Origin of the sequence: Paraburkholderia sediminicola (assembly GCF_046026675.1) — a bacterium.
GTDB lineage: Bacteria > Pseudomonadota > Gammaproteobacteria > Burkholderiales > Burkholderiaceae > Paraburkholderia > Paraburkholderia sediminicola_F.
On record NZ_JAQQEY010000001.1, the window covers coordinates 3,080,225 to 3,098,795 of the forward strand.

At 61.6% G+C, this 18,571-nt stretch carries 15 protein-coding genes; 4 read left to right on the top strand and 11 right to left on the bottom strand.

Annotation, left to right across the window (positions count from 1 at the left end; translation table 11 throughout):
* Position 1: 1 nt before the first annotated feature.
* The 6 genes from PQQ86_RS13225 to PQQ86_RS13250 are packed head-to-tail and all read right to left on the bottom strand — an operon-like array spanning position 2 to position 5,358.
* Positions 2 to 1,177, bottom strand: coding sequence for an MSMEG_0565 family glycosyltransferase (locus PQQ86_RS13225; protein WP_408267360.1), 1,176 nt, complete (start codon positions 1,175 to 1,177; stop codon positions 2 to 4).
* Positions 1,174 to 2,160 carry a sll0787 family AIR synthase-like protein gene (locus tag PQQ86_RS13230; protein ID WP_408267363.1) on the bottom strand — a complete coding sequence of 329 codons (987 nt, stop codon included), beginning with the start codon at positions 2,158 to 2,160 and terminating at the stop codon, positions 1,174 to 1,176. The genes PQQ86_RS13225 and PQQ86_RS13230 overlap by 4 nt, the downstream gene beginning before the upstream one ends.
* Positions 2,157 to 2,756: an MSMEG_0567/Sll0786 family nitrogen starvation N-acetyltransferase gene (locus PQQ86_RS13235; protein ID WP_408267365.1), complete on the bottom strand. Its 600-nt coding sequence runs from the start codon at positions 2,754 to 2,756 to the stop codon at positions 2,157 to 2,159. The genes PQQ86_RS13230 and PQQ86_RS13235 overlap by 4 nt, the downstream gene beginning before the upstream one ends.
* Positions 2,757 to 2,758: 2 nt before the next feature.
* Positions 2,759 to 3,829: an MSMEG_0568 family radical SAM protein gene (locus PQQ86_RS13240; protein ID WP_408270268.1), complete on the bottom strand. Its 1,071-nt coding sequence runs from the start codon at positions 3,827 to 3,829 to the stop codon at positions 2,759 to 2,761.
* On the bottom strand, positions 3,822 to 4,856 hold the full coding sequence (locus tag PQQ86_RS13245) for a Nit6803 family nitrilase (protein WP_408270271.1): 1,035 nt from the start codon (positions 4,854 to 4,856) through the stop codon (positions 3,822 to 3,824). Before PQQ86_RS13245 ends, PQQ86_RS13240 begins: the two co-directional genes overlap by 8 nt.
* A gap of 19 nt (positions 4,857 to 4,875) precedes the next feature.
* Complete coding sequence (locus PQQ86_RS13250; protein ID WP_054040483.1) at positions 4,876 to 5,358, bottom strand: MSMEG_0572/Sll0783 family nitrogen starvation response protein; 483 nt, start codon at positions 5,356 to 5,358, stop codon at positions 4,876 to 4,878.
* Positions 5,359 to 5,704: 346 nt separating this feature from the next.
* Here PQQ86_RS13250 and PQQ86_RS13255 point away from each other — a divergent pair, with 346 nt between their 5' ends.
* From PQQ86_RS13255 to PQQ86_RS13265, 3 genes are all read left to right on the top strand, one after another.
* A complete protein-coding gene (locus PQQ86_RS13255; RefSeq protein WP_200651097.1) occupies positions 5,705 to 7,096 on the top strand; it encodes an aminotransferase-like domain-containing protein in 1,392 nt (463 codons plus the stop codon).
* 286 nt (positions 7,097 to 7,382) lie between these two features.
* A complete protein-coding gene (locus PQQ86_RS13260) occupies positions 7,383 to 9,182 on the top strand; it encodes a methyl-accepting chemotaxis protein (RefSeq protein WP_408267367.1) in 1,800 nt (599 codons plus the stop codon).
* 21 nt (positions 9,183 to 9,203) lie between these two features.
* Positions 9,204 to 10,787: a methyl-accepting chemotaxis protein gene (locus PQQ86_RS13265; protein ID WP_408267370.1), complete on the top strand. Its 1,584-nt coding sequence runs from the start codon at positions 9,204 to 9,206 to the stop codon at positions 10,785 to 10,787.
* Here PQQ86_RS13265 and PQQ86_RS13270 read toward each other — a convergent pair whose 3' ends face one another.
* The 4 genes from PQQ86_RS13270 to PQQ86_RS13285 form a co-directional block, all read right to left on the bottom strand.
* Positions 10,788 to 11,168 (bottom strand): DUF5594 family protein, encoded by a 381-nt coding sequence (locus PQQ86_RS13270; RefSeq protein ID WP_408267373.1) that lies wholly within the window; start codon positions 11,166 to 11,168, stop codon positions 10,788 to 10,790.
* Positions 11,169 to 11,629: 461 nt separating this feature from the next.
* Complete coding sequence (locus PQQ86_RS13275; RefSeq protein ID WP_408267375.1) at positions 11,630 to 13,279, bottom strand: amidohydrolase; 1,650 nt, start codon at positions 13,277 to 13,279, stop codon at positions 11,630 to 11,632.
* An 8-nt stretch (positions 13,280 to 13,287) separates the two neighbouring features.
* Positions 13,288 to 14,850, bottom strand: coding sequence for a DUF3138 family protein (locus PQQ86_RS13280; protein WP_408267378.1), 1,563 nt, complete (start codon positions 14,848 to 14,850; stop codon positions 13,288 to 13,290).
* A gap of 148 nt (positions 14,851 to 14,998) precedes the next feature.
* Positions 14,999 to 16,069, bottom strand: coding sequence for an extracellular solute-binding protein (locus PQQ86_RS13285; RefSeq protein WP_408267379.1), 1,071 nt, complete (start codon positions 16,067 to 16,069; stop codon positions 14,999 to 15,001).
* A 276-nt stretch (positions 16,070 to 16,345) separates the two neighbouring features.
* On the opposite strand from PQQ86_RS13285, the gene PQQ86_RS13290 reads away from it, so the two are divergent.
* Complete coding sequence (locus PQQ86_RS13290) at positions 16,346 to 17,182, top strand: helix-turn-helix transcriptional regulator (protein WP_408267382.1); 837 nt, start codon at positions 16,346 to 16,348, stop codon at positions 17,180 to 17,182.
* Here the strand turns inward: PQQ86_RS13290 and PQQ86_RS13295 are convergent, their stop codons facing one another.
* The gene (locus tag PQQ86_RS13295) at positions 17,183 to 18,526 is read right to left on the bottom strand and encodes a dicarboxylate/amino acid:cation symporter (protein WP_408267385.1); all 1,344 of its coding nucleotides are present in this window, start codon (positions 18,524 to 18,526) and stop codon (positions 17,183 to 17,185) included.
* Positions 18,527 to 18,571: the final 45 nt, after the last annotated feature.

The window sequence follows — 18,571 nt, forward strand, 5'->3', positions numbered from 1 at the left end:
ATCAATGAATATCTAACGCGCGCGTTGCCAGCAATTGGCGGTACACATCGACGTGACGCCGTGCGCTTTCCGCCCAGCTAAAGCGTGCGAGTAACGCGGGTACGGCGTGGTCGAAATCAATACGACTACCGCTGCCGCTGAGAGCGCATAGCAAGGCCGCCGCTATCGACTCGACATCGGCAGGATTTGCCCAGTAACAGGTGGTGTCGTTGAGGTATTCGGTGAACGGTGCGATTGCCGAGACAACCACTGGGGTGCCGCTAGCAAGCGCCTCCAGCACCACCAGACCAAAACCCTCGCGCAACGACACCATCGACAACACGTCCGCGCGGCGAAAGAGCGCGGGCATGGCGGCGTCTTCGAGCGGCCCGGTTACGACCACGCTTTCGCCTGGGCCAATCGACAGTCCCAACTCCGCCGCTCGTTTAAGCACACCGCGGGAGTAGGCGTCGTGGTCGAGCAGGCTTGCGCCACCTGCAATCACAAGTTGCGCGTCCGGCAACGTGCGCAGCACCAACGCGAACGCTTCGAGCAGTGCGAGTGTGTTCTTGCGCGCTTCGATACCGCCCACTGATAGTACGATCGGGCCGCCATCAATGCCAAAGCGCCACCGGATCTGCGCATCGTGTGCATCTTCCTCAGGTGTGAAGCGCGCGATGTCGACGCCGTTCGGCACCGTCAGCGCCGCAATGCGGAAAGTCGAACGCATCTCGCGCGTCCACGTATCGCTAACACACAACACCTGCTCCGCATCCTCGTACGCCCGCCGTTGCCATGCAGCGAGACGTGGATCGCCGAAACGATCCAGGTGATGAACAGTCCGCATGAAACCACGAATGAGCCCTTGCGCTCTCAGCTCGGCAAGTGCGTTGCCGCTGATACTGTCCTGCGCGTGCAGCACATCGAACGACCACGCGTCATGTTCCATCAAGGTCTGCTTGAATGCGTGAATACGCGCCTCCACCATGGCTACCGTGCTTGCCTGAGACAGCGTGATCGGCGCGTAGACCACGCGGCACGACGGCAGGCGGAACAGTATCTCGCCCGGCGCAGCCGGCGCAAAGACGGTCACGTCATGACCGAGCGCGGTCAACGCGGTCGCCAGTTCAAGCGTATGCACGACCCCGCCACGCGGATTGACCGAATGCGTCAGCAACGCGATACGCAACGGGTTCATCGCGGACCGTCCTTCGCGACCATGAACGGCTCGCGATTGAAATCCCACAACACCGCCGCGTCATCGTGGTGGCGCAAAACCACTTCAGACAACGCATCGACCGTACCAATCACGGCGCATGTGAGCGAACGCGAATCGAACTGCGCCTGCACTGCGGTGACATGTTCTTCCCGAACCGACAGCAGATAGCCGAAGCTCGGAAATGCAGTGACCCAACGCTCCAGGGAGACTTCAGCAGGTTTCGGAATACGCTCGAGATCGATCCGTGCGCCCACACGTGAGCACTCGAGCAACATCAGCGCCGTGCCGAGTGTGCCGGCCATACTGATGTCCTTCGCCGCATCGCATAGGCCACTTTCCGCTAGCTGCGGAAGCAGTTCGAGATCCGCTCTCAAACGTTCAGGTGGCGCACCCACCGACGCATTCCAGAACGGATACGGTTCCTCGAAGTGTCCGCGCAAATCGATGGCCATCATCAAGCTGTCATCGGGCTTCGCATTGAAACTCGACAGCAGCGCTTTCGCACGCCCCACAATCGACACCGCAAGTTGCGCCGCATCGCTGCGCGTATTCGTATGACCGCCGACTATCGGCACACCGTACGCGACGGAGGCCGCCGCCATGCCGGCAAGCACCTCTTCGGCGGCGTCGATGCCCCGACTCCATAGCGCATCGACCACCGCCAGCGGCCGCCCGCCCATCGCGTAGATATCGCTGACGTTGACCATCACGCTGCTGTAGCCGGCGAACCACGGCATTGCGTTCACGAAATCGCTGACCATGCCTTCGATTGCGAACAGCAGGTATCCATCGCCATCGGCAATGGCCGCGCAATCGTCGCCAAGTGCAACTGCCTGCGCGAGATCCTGCGTGCCACCCGGCAGACGCCGGGCGAGTGTACCGACCACGTCGACGATATCCGTCTTGTGCCGAAACCCGCGACTCTCGCGCAGGCTGGCGACGAGATCGGCCACGCTTGTCATGCCACGCTCCGTGCAGGAGCCGCGCTGCGCGGTTGCGTATGAGTCACGAAGCCGCTACACGGCGTCACACACGGCGGATACCAGTCCAGTTGCGCCTGCATCAGATGATGCGGGCGGCCCAGCAACGTTTCCTCTGCAAGCACGTCCCAATGCATTGCGCAAAAGAGCGGTACGTTCTGGCTCTGCACGTGGGCAAGAAAGGTCTCACAGCCGAGCGCATGGGCACTGCTCACGGCCAGACGAATCAGCGTCGCGCCGATTTTTCCGTAGCGGCGAAACGCAGCATGTACGGCCAGACGTGAGCCGAACCATACGCTGCCCTCGTCGCGATGAATGCGCACCGTACCGACCACCTGCTCCGGCATGCCGGCGACACAACTCACTGCTACCAGTTGCTGCGCGTGCGTGTCGATATCGTCGCGATCGTCGCCGACAAAAATTCCCTGCTCGATGCAGAACACCGCGCGTCTCAGCTTGTGCGCTTCGTCGGCTTCCCAATCTAGCGTCGTCCACTTGATGCGGAATTCACTCGGCGCATAGGGCGCGAAACCCACGTCGCCTTCCAGTGCCTCACCTGCGATCGCTTCACCGAACATGATCACTCCTCGTACGACGACAACGACGAACAAGCGCCGCATTTTCCGCAGCCGGCCTTGATATCGCTCGATCGCATCGCAGCAGAGTTCAGCATTGCGCCGAGCGGTTGCAGAACCGACTTCATGAATTCGGGCGTGGGCGCAGGATGATCTTCGAGCGGCGTGCCGGTGATCGGCACGAACGGCACAACGAACGGATAGACACCGAGCTCGATCAACTCGCGCGACATAGCCAGAATCGCCTCCGCGCTATCACCAAGACCGGCGAGTATGTACGTACTCACCTGACCGCGTCCGAACACAGCAACTGCCGCCTTGAACGCTTCCATGTAGCGCGCCAGCGGCACGCTCGCCTTGCCCGGCATGATGCGTTCGCGCAACGCGGGCGTCACCACTTCGAGATGCATGCCGAGCGTATCGATGCCGCTTGCTTTCATGCGCGCGAACCAGCGGTCGTCGTCGGGTGGCTCGCATTGCGCCTGGATCGGCAGATCGACCGCCGCTTTGATAGCGAACGCGCTTTCGCACAGGATCTGCGCGCCGCGATCGGACGTGGGCGGCGTGCCGGTGGTCAGCACCATATGCTTGACGCCGTCGAGCAATACAGCCGCCCGTGCCACTTCGGCCAATTGCTCCGGCGTCTTGCGCGCAATGGTGCGGCCTGCTGCGAGCGATTGGCCAATCGCGCAGAACTTGCAACTCTTGCGGCGGCTCTCGTAGCGGATGCAGGTCTGCAGCACCGTCGTGGCCAGCACATCCGCACTATGCAGCGCGGCAATGTGCGAGTAAGGCACGCCGTCGAGCGTCTGCATGCCGTAAAAGCGCGGCGCTTTTGGAAAGCTGATATTGGCAATCGGAATCGTGCCGCGCAGCAAGGCGCTCGATCCGCTTGCATCCGGCGTCTCTGCAACGAACGGCGAGTGCCACGCGGTGCTCGTATGCACCGGCACCATGATCGTCACGCCGTCCACCGTCACTGCCTTATGGTCCGAGGGTCCCGCGCCGCCACGCCGGCTCGCTGCGCCGGCATCCGGAGACACGAGCCGCAAACCGGCCGACTGCAGTTCAGTCATCAATTGCCGGCTCGCTGCCGACAGTGTCTCGCTGGAGTTCATCGCGCCATCCTTCGTTTGAATTGAAACCCGTGCTCGAAGCACTGGACCAGGCCGGCATCGGCGCGACGGTTTCCGCCGGCCGCTGGTTGATCGCAAGACTCAGCAATTCCGGCCGCGCGTAGTGGCCGACTGAATCCATCATGCGTTTGCGCTTGGTGATCAAGGCCATGTCGAGATCGGCAATCACCATGCCTTCGCCCTCACGCAGCGGCTGCGCCAGATGCTGTCCTTCCGGCGACACGATCGCGGTGTTGCAGCCGCCGCGCAGCGCCTTCTGCAAATTCGTATCGGGTGTGACCGATGCAATCTGCGCTTCGGTCAGCCAACCGGTTGCATTGACCACGAAGCAGCCCGACTCCAATGCGTGATGCCGGATCGTCACTTCGATCTGATCGGCGAAGATCGGACCCACCAGCGAACCGGGAAACTGGCTGCAATGAATCTCTTCGTGCTGCGTCATCAAGGCATAGCGCGCGAGCGGGTTGTAATGCTCCCAGCACGCGAGCGCGCCGACGCGCGCCACCGCAGTTTGCGCGACTTTCAAACCGGACGCGTCGCCCTGCCCCCAGATCATGCGCTCATGAAACGTCGGCGTGATCTTGCGACGCTTGAGCACCAGCTGGCCGTCCACGTCGAAGATCAACTGCGTGTTGTAAAGGCTGCCGTGATCGCGCTCATTGACGCCAAGCACCACCACCATCCGATGCAAACGCGCCTGCTCGGCCACCGCTTGCGTCACCGGGCCCGGCACGATCACGGCCTCCTCGTAGAGCTTCATGTGATCGGCGCCGGAAGCAACCGGCGGACGCACGAAAGAAAAGTACGGGTAGTACGGCACGAAGGTTTCCGGGAATACGATCAGTTGCACGCCTTCGCGCGCCGCTTTCTCGATGGCCTCGCACACCTTCTCGAGGGTGCCGCCGCTGCGCTCGAAGTCCGGTGCGATCTGGACCGCGGCGGCACGCACGATGCGTTTGTCGGACATAGTGGTCACCCGCCTCTCGTCAAACCGTCCACGTGTGGATGATCAGCGCGTTGTCCTTGCGATGAAGCAGCTGGATATCCAGCACATCGAGCGGACTGATCGGCCGGATACCTTCGATCAGTGAAGCTTCGCCGTGACCGTACAGGGCTTGCAGCGCGAAGCGGCAGGCGTACACCTTGCCGCCCTCTTCCATGAACTTCATCAGTTGCTTGTTGAAGTTCAGGTGGCCCGGGAACGCTTCGTCGCCAAGCGTTGGAAAGCCGCGTTGCAGACCGAGCGTGACACCCGGCCCGTAAAGCAGCACCGACGTCTCGAAGCCCTTGCGTTGCAAACGCGTGGCTTGCAACAGATTGACGAAGCCGATCGACCCCTCGAACGCGACCGTATGGAACGTGACGAGTGCCTTCTCGCCTGGTTCGGCCTTCACGTCTTCGAAGACTTTCTCTTCGTAGTCGACAAGGTAATCGCCTTTCTGATGCAGCGGTTTGTTGACGGCTGGCATGACACTCTCCGATCAGGTTTGCTAAGTAAAAGATGGCGCATTCAATCCGTGCGCGCTTCTCCCAATGCAACGGCCGTGCCATTGATCGGTCGCGCAAATGCGATCAATCAGCAATCAATTCCGCCTCGATTCGACATGCGACTCGAAAAATTTCCAGGCGTGAAGCTTGCATACAGCCGGGACGTCGCGACCGAGAGCCCACGACCCTGGGATATCGCACCAGCCAAGTGCGGTTTGCCTGCCCGAACGAGTCGGCGTGGTGCACTCATTCACCACAGACGATCAATCCGATCATTGATCGCATTCGAATGCGATCAATGATCATCACCCCAGCCGAAGACTATCGATGAGCAGCCCCACACATCATTGGATCAAACGCCTCGCCGACACCCGCAAGCCGGCTTACCTCGCGATTCCCGATCTGATCGAAGAAGATCTCGCCACCGGCCGCCTGCGTCCACGCGACCGCTTGCCGGGGCTGCGCGATCTGGCCGAAGAACTCGCGCTGAACTACACGACTGTGGCGCGCGCGTATGCGGAAGCGCGCAAGCGCGGCCTGCTCGATTCGCGCGCGGGCAGTGGAACCTTCGTGCGTGGCCGAACCGCCACCTTGCCGCTCGCCGGCGGCAGCAGCATCGAGATGTCGATGAATACGCCACCCGAGCCGCCCGATTACGCGGCCCGTCTGCGCGATTCGGCAGCGCGCCTGATGAGCGGCAGCGATCCGTATCAGTTGCTGCGTTATCAGGACTTCGGTGGCTCGGCCGCCGACAAGGACGCGGGAGCCGAATGGCTGAAGCGTCGCGTGCCGCATTGCGACGCGCAGAACGTGCTGGTGTGCCCCGGCATTCATAGCGCGCTGGTGGCGCTCGTCTCGCAGTTGGCGCGACCCGGCGGCACGATCTGTCTCGACACGCTGGCTTACCCCGGCATCAAGGCCATTGCCGCGCAGCTCGGCGTGCGTCTGCAGGCTCTGCCGCGCGACGACGAAGGTCCACTCGCGCACGCCTTCGAAGCGCTCTGTAAAACCGACAAGCCGAGCGCGTTCTATTGCAATCCGACGCTGCAGAATCCGAGCACGCTCACGCTCACGCACAAACGGCGCGAAGCGCTCGCCGACGTCGCGTTGCGCTACAGCGTTCCGATCATCGAAGACGATGCGTATGCGATGCTGCCGCAGAGTGCGCCCGATGCGCTCGCGAGCTTCGCGCCGGAACTGACCTACTACGTCACGGGTTTATCGAAGAGTCTCGGTGCCGGTTTGCGCGTGGCGCATCTGCACGCGCCGACTGCCAGGCAAACGCAGCGCCTCGCCGGCGCATTGCGCGCGACGACGGTGATGGCGAGTCCATTCACGGTTACGCTCGCAACGCAATGGATCGTCGACGGCACCGCGCTCGACATGCTCAACGCGATCCGCAATGAATCTCGCGCACGCCAGGCGATTGCATCGCGCATGCTCGAAGCGTGGCCTTACGAAGCGCACGCGGATGGCTTTCATTTGTGGTTGCCGGTACCGGCCGAAAGCGGCTGGAGTGCTTCCGAACTCGCATTGCAACTGCGCAACCAGGGCATCGCCGCCGTTGCGGGGGCGGCGTTTTCCACCGACGGCAATCCGCCGAACGCAATGCGTGTGTGCCTCGGTGGCTCAAAGACGCGCGACGAATGCGAAGAGGCACTGCGCATCGTAGGTGAGACACTCGACCATCCGCATCATCTGCATTCTCCGGTGATGTGAAACCATCTGTGCGCATTGGTATATAGCGTTGCACCCGCGTTATCGTCATACGAATACAGCGCCCTGCAACTCGATGCCAGCTCGCTGTTTCGGCACCCATTGAAAACCCCGCAGCGCGCTAAAAAGTGTGTAGCATCGCGCCGCGCTGCCACAAGCGGCGTTGCCGGTCGCCGTCAGAAACTGAAAGCATTATCTGCTCAAGTCCCCACCGCCGGCGCCGTATACCGCGTATGAGGCCCCCGCCTCACCGACTACGGCTCACTGCTTACTCCGAAAGACTCCCAACATGTTCTCCTCCATTCGCGCGCGCATCGTCGCCCTGTGCGTCGCCATCGTTGTGGTTGCGCTCGCTGCTAACGCGGTTCTCAACTATGTCGTCGCCAATTCGTACAACGCCGATGCGATCGAAAGCAATTTGAGCGCTGTCGAAAGCGGTCACGCGGACGGTATCGAAGATTGGATCGCTTCCAATAGTCAGATGATCAACTCGCTGCAGGACGCGGTGCTGCAACCCGATCCATCTGCCGCGCTGAAGCAGATCGCCGCAGCCGGCAAGTTCACCAACGTGTACGTCGGCTACGCGGACAAGACCGCGAAGTTTTCGGACCCGACCGGCATTCCGCCCGACTACGATCCGACTGGCCGTCCCTGGTACAAGCAGGCCGCCGCAGCGGGCAAGCCGGTGGTGACGCCGCCCTATGTGGACGTGGGCACGGGCAAGCTGGTGGTCGCATTCGCCGCGCCCGTGGTACGGGACGGCGTGGTGAAAGGCGTGGTGTCCGGCGACGTCGCCATGGACAGCGTGATTGCCAACGTCAAGGCGATTCATCCGACGCCCGCAAGCTTCGGCATGTTGATTGACGCCGGCGGTCATATCGTCGCGCACCCGGATGCCAAGTTGACTCTGAAGCCGGTATCGGACCTCGCACCGGCTCTCACCAGCGACAAGCTGACTACGCTTCTCGGCGCCGAGCACCCCGTCGAAGTCGACGTGAGCGGCAGCACGAAGCTGCTGCGCGCCGAGGCTATTCCCGGCACCGACTGGTACGCTGTCGTCGCGCTCGACAAATCGGAAGCGACGGCGGGCATGCGATCGGTGTTGACCGCTTCGGTGATCGCCTTGATCGTGATCGCCGCGATCGCCGCCGCCATCGTGGCCACGGTCACCGCCGTGTCGTTCCAGCGCCTCTCGAAAGTACGCGATGCGATGGACGCGATCGGCTCGGGCGAAGGCGATCTGACACAACGTCTGCCAGCCGTCGGCAACGACGAAGTCGCGCAGATCGCGCGCTCGTTCAATACCTTCATCGACAAACTCAGCCACGTGATGCGCCAGATTCGCGATGCCAGCGAATCGGTGCGCGTGGCAGCCAATGAGATCGCCGCGGGCAACGTCGATCTGTCGGGCCGCACTGAATCCGCAGCGGCCAGCCTGCAACAGACGGCGGCGTCGATGGAAGAAATCACCTCGACGGTTACACAATCGGCGAGCGCCGCGAAGCAGGCCGACGATACAGCCGTGTCCGCATCGCAGGTCGCCTCGCGTGGTGGCGCAGTGATCTCCGAAGTGATTACGACGATGGGCGAGATCGAACATGCGTCCGTGAAGATCTCGGACATCATCGGCGTGATCGACGGCATTGCATTCCAGACCAACATTCTCGCGTTGAACGCAGCGGTGGAAGCGGCGCGCGCCGGCGAACAGGGCCGCGGTTTCGCGGTGGTCGCGGGCGAGGTGCGCAGCCTCGCGCAACGCAGCGCGCAGGCCGCAAAGGAAATCAAGGGGCTGATCGAAGCAACCGTGGCAAGCGTGACCTCCGGGTCGGGCCAGGTGCGCCAGGCCGGCGAGACGATGACGGAGATCGTCAGCAACGTCGCCAACGTGACCACCATCATTTCCGAAATCACCCAGGCGGCCAACGAGCAAACGCGCGGGATTCAGGAAGTGAACCGCGCAGTCAGCCAACTCGATGAAATGGTTCAGCAGAACGCCGCGCTGGTGGAGGAATCCACAGCGGCCGCTGCCGCGTTGCAAGGCCAGGCCGTGAGTCTTGCCAGTGCCGTGACGCAATTCAGGCTGGACTAAGGTCTACCCAAGGAAATCGCCGTGATGTTCTATAGAAATCTGAAGATCGCCGTCAAGTTGGCGCTGCTCGGCGCGGTGCTGCTCGCCGCGACAATGGTGGTGGGTCTGGAAGGGTGGCATGCGTTATCGAAGACGCATGCACTGCAAATCCAGTCCGCGCAAACGCTCAGCCAATACGCGCAAGCCGCCGACACTGCGCGCGTCGCGCAGGTCGAATTCAAAAAACAGGTTCAGGAATGGAAGGACCTGCTGCTGCGCGGCTCGGATCCGGCTGCGTTCGCCAAGTACCGTGAGGCCTTCAGCAAGGAAAGCGGCACGACGCACACTGCGCTGCTGCGTCTGAAGGACCAGTTGAGTGCATTGGGCGCCAACGTCGACGGCGTCGACAAGGCGCTCGCCACGCACGCCTCGTTGCAGGACAACTACCTCGACGCGCTCAAGCATTACGACGCAGCCGATCCGAATACGGCGCACGTCGTCGACGGCCTGGTCAAAGGCATCGACCGCGCGCCGACCGCCGCTATCGACGACATCGTCGCCCTGGTGATGCAGCAGGCGCAAGACTCCAGTGTGCGCACGGGCGACGCCGCAGAACACGCGTACACGCTCGCCTGCGTGCTGCTGCTATCGGTCGTGATCTGCTCGCTCGGCGTAGGCAGCTTCGCGGTCTGGTTCCTGAGCCGCAGCATCACGTTGCCGGTCAGGCAGGCGGTGGGTGTCGCGCAAGCAGTTGCGGCAGGTGATCTACGCACTGATGTCGCCGTGGTGAGCCGCGATGAAACCGGTCAACTGCTAGTCGCGCTCAACGAAATGAATCAACGCCTGCGGCACATCGTCAGCGAGATTCGTGAAGGCGCACACACGATTTCTTCGGCGACGCAGGAGATCGCCGCCGGCAACCTCGACCTGTCAGCGCGCACGGAGCAACAGGCCGCCTCGCTCGAAGAAACCGCCGCGTCGATGCAGCATTTCACCGACTCAGTTCAGCGCAACGCCAGCAACGCACGCGAGGCCACCACGCTCGCGCAAACCGCGGCGCAAGCGGCACGCGACGGCGGTGCGGTGATGACCGATGCCGTGCGCACCATGGGTCAGATCGATGCGGCGTCCAAGCGGATCGTCGATATCATCGCGGTGGTTGAAGCGATTGCCGCGCAGACCAATATTCTGGCGCTCAACGCAGCGGTTGAAGCGGCGCGTGCCGGCACGCAGGGACGTGGTTTCGCGGTCGTCGCGAGTGAAGTGCGCAGTCTCGCTCAACGCTCGGCCGATGCAGCGCGTGAGATCAAGGCACTGATTCGTGAGTCGGTTGCCACGATCGACGTCGGCATGCAGTTGATCAATCAGGCAAGCAATACGATGGACGGCGTGGTGCAAAGCGCGGGCAGCGTGACGCGTATCGTCGAGGCGATCGCGACGGCCAGTGTCGATCAGGCAGCGGGTATTGCGGAGGTGAACGATGCGGTCACGCAGATGGATCAGGTGACGCAGAGCAATGCGGCTTTGGTGGAGCAGGCGGCTGCGGCGGCCGATGCGGTGCAGAGCAAGGCTTCAGGGCTGGTGCAAAGTGTGAGTTTCTTTCGGATTGGTGTGGCGGCTTCTTAATCAAGACTCAAAGTCGAGGCCGCCAAGTAAGACCGTTGGCTCGGCCTGGGTGTGCGAGACGAAGTCCAGTTCGCGGACGTGGCGCCAGGCTTCGAGCTTGCGGGGCAATGCGGCTAAGTAGCCGGCGAAGCGGGTGGGGCCTTCTGGGCCCATCAGGCGTTCTATTTCGTCGCTGTCCCAGGTTAGGTACAGGTTTAGCGGATGTACGTAGTGGCGGAGGTCTTCGATCGGGGTTGCGTGGATTCGTACTCGGGTGGGGTGGCCGTGGCCGCCGTATGAGAGCACTTCTGTATGCACGGTTGTCGCGAAACAGGCGGCGATTGCTTCGGCGATGCGAGGTGCGAATTGTTCGTCGAAACGGGTTGCATTTTCTGGGCGCATTTTTTGTCTCCGACGGTTTTTTGCGATTGATGGGGTAATCGTAGCATGTGGGATCGGACGCGTTCGCTGAGGATGTGGTGGGGGCTTTTGTTGATCTGTTTGTCTGCGCGGCGCTTGTTTGTCAGTGTTCTTATGGCGTTGGCCTTTCCTTGAATTGTTAGTGGTCTATTAGCGTTGCCCCTGTGCGGGGCGGCACCTACTTTTCTTTGCTTGCCGCAAAGAAAAGTAGGCAAAAGAAAGCGGCTCAAACCGCTCATGCTAAGTGGGCACCGTGGTCTGCTGCGGGTAGTGGTGCATCTGGAATCTGTGTTCGTGAACCTATATACGCTTGTGACAAGGGACTCATTAGTTCCCACTCCGCACTACGTGCGTCGCGGACGGGTTTGCCAGGGAAACCTGCGGGCGAGCCGGCACTGCGGGCTATTTTTTTGATTTCCCCGCCGTGTTTAGGCTTGACTCAATTAATCGAGGTTGCCGTGTACCGTCTCGCCCTCGAATAACGTCATCGTCGTCACCACCTCCGCTATTCGATGTGGTGATACCTCGCGTATGTCGTTGCTCAATACAGCCAACGACGCCGGTCGGCCAGTGGTCAGTTGGCCTGACCTGTCGTCAAAACGGAGGCTGTACGCGGAATTGTGCGTGTAGGCCTTCATCATTGTCGCAAGGTCGACACTTTGCTCCGGAAGGAATGGAATGTCGTCGATGTCGCCCGGTCGCGCGCGGCGCAATGCGGTTTCTATTGCCACCAACGGGTTTTGCGTCGAGACCGGCCAGTCGGAGCCGCCGGATAACATCGCGCCGTGGCGCTGCAGATCGCCAAATGCGTAGTGGCGGCTCATTCGTTGCTCACCAAGCAAGTGCCTGTACAGCTCCTGTAATTCCGGGGCGACGCTGCCCCATACGGCCTGAATCGAGGCAATTGCTCCCGTCTCCGCGAATCGCGGGATGTCCTGCGGGTCGATCAGTTGTACATGCGCCAGCTGCGCGCGGCGGTCGCGGTGGCCGCGTTCGTGGTTCAGCGCCTCAAGTACGTCCAATGCCATCCGGACCGCTCGGTCGCCGATCGTGTGGAAGTGCAAGTCGAAACCAGCCGCGTCAGCAGCGAACACGGCCTCGCGTAGTTGCGCGGGATCCCAATGCACAGCGCCGTTGTGGTCGGCGTCGTCGTAGTTGCTGAGCAATGCGCCTGTGTGGCTCTCGAGTACGCCGTCGATAAAGATCTTTGCCGTATGCAAACGTACGCGGCCGCCGTCGTACTGATGGCGCCAGTCGATCAGCTTGGCAATCTGCGGCGCGAGCGCCATGTTCGGGGACACCAGCAAGCCCAAACTCACGTTCGCTTTCAATTCGCCACTATCTCGTGCACGCACGTAAGCATCGACAAGGCGCTGCCCCACCATCGCTTCGAACCATCCCGTGATGCCGTTTTCATGGGCCTGGCGTTGCGCCTTCTTCAACGCAAGCGCAGACTCGTCGGCGCCCATTTGCGGAAGGTGGCGGAACAGTCCGTATAGCGCGGCTTCATGAACGACGCCCGTGGGCTCGCCGTGCTCGTCGCGTTCGTAGATGCCACCTTCAGGGTCCAGTGTCGTCGCGCTCACGCCGAGGGTGCGTAATGCGGCGCTGTTCAGGCAGCCGGAATGCACGTCGTGGCCAATCAGCAGCAGCGGGCGATCACTCACCATCGTGTCGAGCGCCGCGCGGTTGAGTTGTGTACCAAGCGCGTCCAGCGCGACGTTGCCCGTCATCACCCAACTGCGTTGTGGATGCAAGGCGGCACATTCGCGGACCCGGTGGGCGATGGCGTCGAATGAATGGGCGTCGCCGAGGTCGGCGTCACACGTCAGTTGGAATCCCTCGACGGGATGTGCGTGTGAGTCCGTGAAACCGGGCACGATCATGCGGCCGCGCAGGTCGATTTCTTCCGTATTGCGGAGCGCTTGAGGCAAGCCGGCGCGGGTACCGACGTAGGCGATTGTGCCGTCGCGCACGGCGAGACACTCCGCGACTGTTGGCGTCGTGCCACCTGTGTAGATCGCGCCGTTGACGAAGGTGCAATTGCGGTAGCGCAGCGCGTCGCGGGCGGCGTCGTGGGAAAAGTTCTTCATGGTAGTGGTCAGAAGGAGTAAACGAACTGGGTCGCCAGAATGTCGTTGGCGCGTGAATAGGTGCCGTCGTTCATCAGGAACACAGGATGGTTGGCCTGGTCGTGCCGGTATTCGAACTTCAGCGTGATCTGCTGGGTCGGGAAGAACAGGAGGTCGGCTGTGATGTCGTAGTGCGTCGCGCCCTTACACTCGGTGCCATTGCGCGTCGACGCGGAGAAGCACGCAGGGTCGATTCCGAAACCGCTCGTCCCATTCACCGAAGGGTTCCCGCCGGAAAGGCCGTACAGAATGTTCGGTGCACCGCCGCCGTTGGCGGTGTCGTTCAGGTAGTCGAAGCGCAGCGTCGCACCCATGTGGCCGAGCCATGTGGAAGTCCACTTCTTGTGGCCCTGCAATGAAAGGCCGTACCAGCGCGCGGTGCCGCCGTCGTAAGCGCCCTTCTGCTGTTCGCCGTAGTCGAGCTGCGCGTTCAGTTGCAGCTTGTCGCGCGTGTAGGTCAGGTCGGTTTCGATGTAACGCATCATGCCGAAGGGCGTCGATGCATTGCATTGGTAGCCGTAGCCGCCCGGATTCGCGCACGGCGAGAACAGCGTCGAACGGCCGATCATGCCGGCTACGCCGATGTCGAGCGCCGTCGACAGGGCATCGTCAAAGCGCGCGCTGAGCGACGGCACCCAGTTGCTTCGCGAGGTGTTGTTGGGGCCGTTGACGATAGCCGACGAGGTGCGCAACTGTTCGTTCGCGATGTACACCTGCCAGAAATGCGTGAAGATCGCGTTGTTGCCCTTCAGGCCAATGCCGACCATGCCCGCCGGCTCGCTGAAGTCGTACAGCAGGTTGTGCGTTAGCGTCAGCATCTGATTCGACGGCTGCGGCTCGTAGCCGATCGGGCTTGGCAACAGACCCGCGGTGAAGGTTGTCAGCGAATTCAGCGGCACGGTCACATCGGCTTGCGTCAGGATGTTGTTGCCGACGGTGCCGCGACCGCTGCTCAAGGTCGACCCGACGCCGCGATTCGGCTGGATCACGATCTCCGCTGCCGGCGCGAGCGGACCGACGCCGAAGGTCTTCTTGATGTCGAGATAGACATCGCCAATCTGACTTTCGAAGTAGTCGTAGACGCCCGGGTCGTGATTCAGGAACTGGAAGCCGCCTGAATGCTGCGCGCGGTTGTACAGGTACAGCGGGTCGATGTAGCCAGTCACGCTCAGGCCGGCGAGCGGGCCAGTCGTGGCCGCGTCTTCGAGCGAGTCTGTTTTCAACGTGAGATTGTTGACCTGCTCATGCATCGACTGAAAATCGCGCGCTATTGCTGCAGAATCCTGAGCGGAAGCGGAACCTGTGGCAGCCGCCGGTGCGGATGCGACGGCTACGATCTGCGGCGTGGCCTTAGTATTAGCCTTAGCTTGAGCCTGCAGGCTGTGAACCTCCGCCTGCAGCAACTTGATTTGTGCCTGCAATGCGTCGAGTTGTGCGGCAACAGAGGGTCGCGCGGCGGCGTCCGTCTGTGCAGCAAGGGCAGTCAGCTGGAACGCGAGCGCGCTCACGAGAACAATGACTTTCAGTTTCATGATGGAATACGTCGAATGGACGAGTTGACCCGCACCGCGTCGCGAGACGCGGCGGCGGAAAGCGCGCTGGTTGGTTGAGCGTGGGTGGCTATGCAACTGAGTTACGTGACTCAGCTCCCCCGCTTCGTTAGATAGTCCGTTCGGGCCGCTAATCCGTCTTGTACTGTTGCCACAGACGCGTCACGAGCCGGTTGACCTCGGTCGGCAACGGCTTGACCGCGAACAGCTTGTTGAATTCGGCCGGTGACGGGAACACCGCCGGATCGGCCAGCACGTCCGCATGCACCAGTTTCGACGCGCTTGTGACGGCGGTGGGATACGAGGTGTCGTTAGTCAGGTTCGCGCTCTCCTTCTCAGACAACACGAAGTTGACCCACTTCAGCGCGGCTTCGGGATGCGGCGCATCCTTCGGCACGGCCATCACGTCGAACCAGATCGGACCGCCTTCGTTCGGCAGAATGTATTTGATGTGATAGGAACGATGTGCATCCAGTGCCGAGCGGCGCGCGGTATTCACGTCGCCCGACCAGCCGAGCGCCAGACAGATATCGCCGTTCGCCAGGTCACCGATGTAGCTGCCGGTGCTGAACTGCGCGATAAACGGACGAATCCCCTTCAACACCGTCATCGCGTCCTGGTAGTCCTTGGGATTGGCGCTATTCGGATCGCGCTTCATATACAGCAGCACACTGCCGAACACATCGCGCGGCGAATCGATCAATGAAATGCCGCAGCTTTTGAGTTTCGCCGCGTTCTTCGGGTCGAACAGCAGGTCGAGACCGTCGAGCCTGGCGTCCTTGCCGAGCGCCGCCTGCACTTTCTCGACATTGATGCCGAATCCGTCCGTGCCCCAACTCCATGGCACACCGTACTGATGCCCCGGATCGTCGACAGCCAGCAGCGCCATCAGCTTGGGGTCGAGCAGTGTGTAGTTGGGCAGCTTCGCTTTGTCGAGCGGCTGGTAGATGCCGGCGGCCAGCTGTTTCGCCCAGAACGCGTCCGACGGCACCACGACGTCGTAGCCGGAACTGCCGGAGAGCAATTTGGCTTGCAAGGTCTCATTGCTGTCGAACTCCTGATACACCACGTGGATGCCGGTCTCTTTCTCGAAGTTGGCGATCGTATCCTTGCCGATCGAATTGCCCCAGTTGTAGACGTTCACGACCGCCGGGTCCGCATGCGCCGCCGCGGTCAGCAAACATACCGATAGCGTCCGCATCGGCCGCGCCAGTCTCTTACTCCACCCGCTCATTTCCATCCTCGACCTCCATCCCCGTTTCATGATGATGCAACGATGGACAGAGTCTAGGGAGGCGAAAATGCGCCGTCTGTCCCGACTCAGGGGGGACACGCCGGATATAAACGTCCTGCCGCGGGTTATTCAGCGTCCCGGCGCCTGGGCCATCCAGATGGATGGGTAAGCCGCAGTGGGCGCGCTGATTTTTTCGTGTTATCAGTGAAGCCTGCCACGGCTCCCCGCTGAAAATATCCGGTCATGAACGCCATTTCTTCCACCACGCCGCTGTCTGTCGGGCAATTGGCCGCGCTGTCGAACGCCATGGGCCCGGTGGTCGATGCCGCAGGTTCGTCGCGCTTTCTGCGGGAACTGTTCGATTGCGTGAAGCAGTTCGTCGATTGCGATTCGTTGCATCTGCAACGCACGCGTGTCGCGTCGCAGCACGCGTCTGCGCGGCGCGTTGAGTGGATCGGCAGCTATGCCGCTGACCTGGACATGTTGCAGCGGACCATGGAAACGTACTTCGGCAGTTTCGTGGACCGCGATCCGCTCAACGACCGGGTTTCCGATGCCCGGCAGGTCGAATTGATTCACCGGTCGGCACAGACAATTGAAGATATCGAGTTGCGCTGCCTGATTTACGACGTCGCCAATATCCACGACGAATGCGTGGTGGTGCGGCCATCGAATGGCATCGCCTATTCGCTGTCCACCTGCCGCTCGCGGCGCTTGCCGGCGTTCTCGCTCTATGAACTGAGCGTACTCAAGCATCTCGCGCAGATGCTGTTGCCGCTGGCGGAACTGCATACGCGGATGGTTGGCGTGCCGCTCGACGACAACGTCAACAGGATCGCGCCGGCGGACGTGCTACAGGCGTATCTGACACGCCGGTCAATCCTGTTGTCATCGAGAGAGACAAGCGTCTGCTCGGCCTTCGTCAAGGGGATGACGACGCTGTCGATCGCTGAGGCGATGGGCGTCAAGGAATCGACGGTTGAAACTTACGCCAAGCGCGCCTTCGCGAAGCTTGGCGTGAATTCGCGCCGCGGGTTGTTGTCGCTGGTGCATGGGCATGAGGCGACCACGGCGGCGTAGTCAGATCGGGCGCTGCGTTTCACGTTCGGGCAAGCGACCCACGATGGTCTCGCCCTCCTCTGCAGCAACCGTGCCGGGCGTCACAACAGGTCTCGCCAACGCTGCCTTCAGCTTTTCGCGGTCCAGTTCCTTCTCCCACGCCGCAATCACGATCGATGCGACGCCGTTGCCCATCGTGTTGGTCAGCGCGCGGCACTCGGACATGAAACGGTCGATGCCGAGAATCAGCACCATCGCCGTCACCGGCACGGTCGGCACGACCGAAAGACTCGCGGCCAGCGTGATAAAGCCTGCCCCTGTAACGCCGGTCGAACCTTTAGAGGTCAGCATCGTCACCGCCAGCAACGTGATCTCCTGAGCAATCGTCAAATGGGTATTGGTGGCCTGGGCGAGAAATAGCACCGCGAGCGTCATGTAGATATTGGTGCCGTCGAGATTGAACGAGTAACCCGTCGGCACGACCAGCCCGACGATCCCGCGAGAGCAGCCGAGCCGTTCGAGCTTTTCCATCAGCTGTGGCAAGGCCGCTTCGGATGTCGACGTGCCGAGCACGATCAGCAGTTCGTCCTTGATGTACACGACAAAGCGCCACAAGCTGAAACCGCATGCCCGTGCAATCAGGCCGAGTCCGCACGAGACGAACAGGAATGCGGTCAGATAGAACGTGCCGATCAGTTTCATCATCGGCAGCAAGGAGACGATGCCATATTTGCCGATCGTGAACGCGATGGCGCCGAACGCGCCGATTGGCGCGAGGCTCGTAATCATGCGCACAATGCGGAAGAAAGTTTTCGACAGTAGTTCGATCAAACCGATGACGGGTTTCGCGGGTTCACCCATCACCGCGAGCGCCGTGCCGAACAGCATGGCGATCAGCAGCACCGGCAGAATATCGCCCTGGGTGAACGCGCCGACGAACGTCTCCGGGATGATATGCACGAAGAAACCCGCGAGCCCCTCGCCGTGCGCGGCTTGTGCGGCGTAACTGGATATTGCGCCCGGGTCGAGCGTAGCGGGATCGACATTGAAGCCCACACCGGGTTTCAGTACGTGCGCGGCCAGCAAACCGATGGCGAGCGCGAGCGTCGACACCGCTTCGAAATACAACAGTGCTTTGCCACCCACGCGGCCGACCTTGCGCATGTCGTGCATGCTGGCGATGCCGGTCACGACGGTGCAGAAGATCACCGGGCTGATGATCATGCGCACGAGTTTGATGAACGCGTCGCCGAGCGGTTTCATTGCCACCGCATCCACCGGCAGGAAATGGCCGACGATCACACCCACAACGATCGCCACGATCACCTGCACGTACAGCACCTTATAAAGCGGTTTGCGCTTCATGTCTCCTCCGTTTTTTAAAGGCAAAGCGCGTCCCTTCCCTTCTGC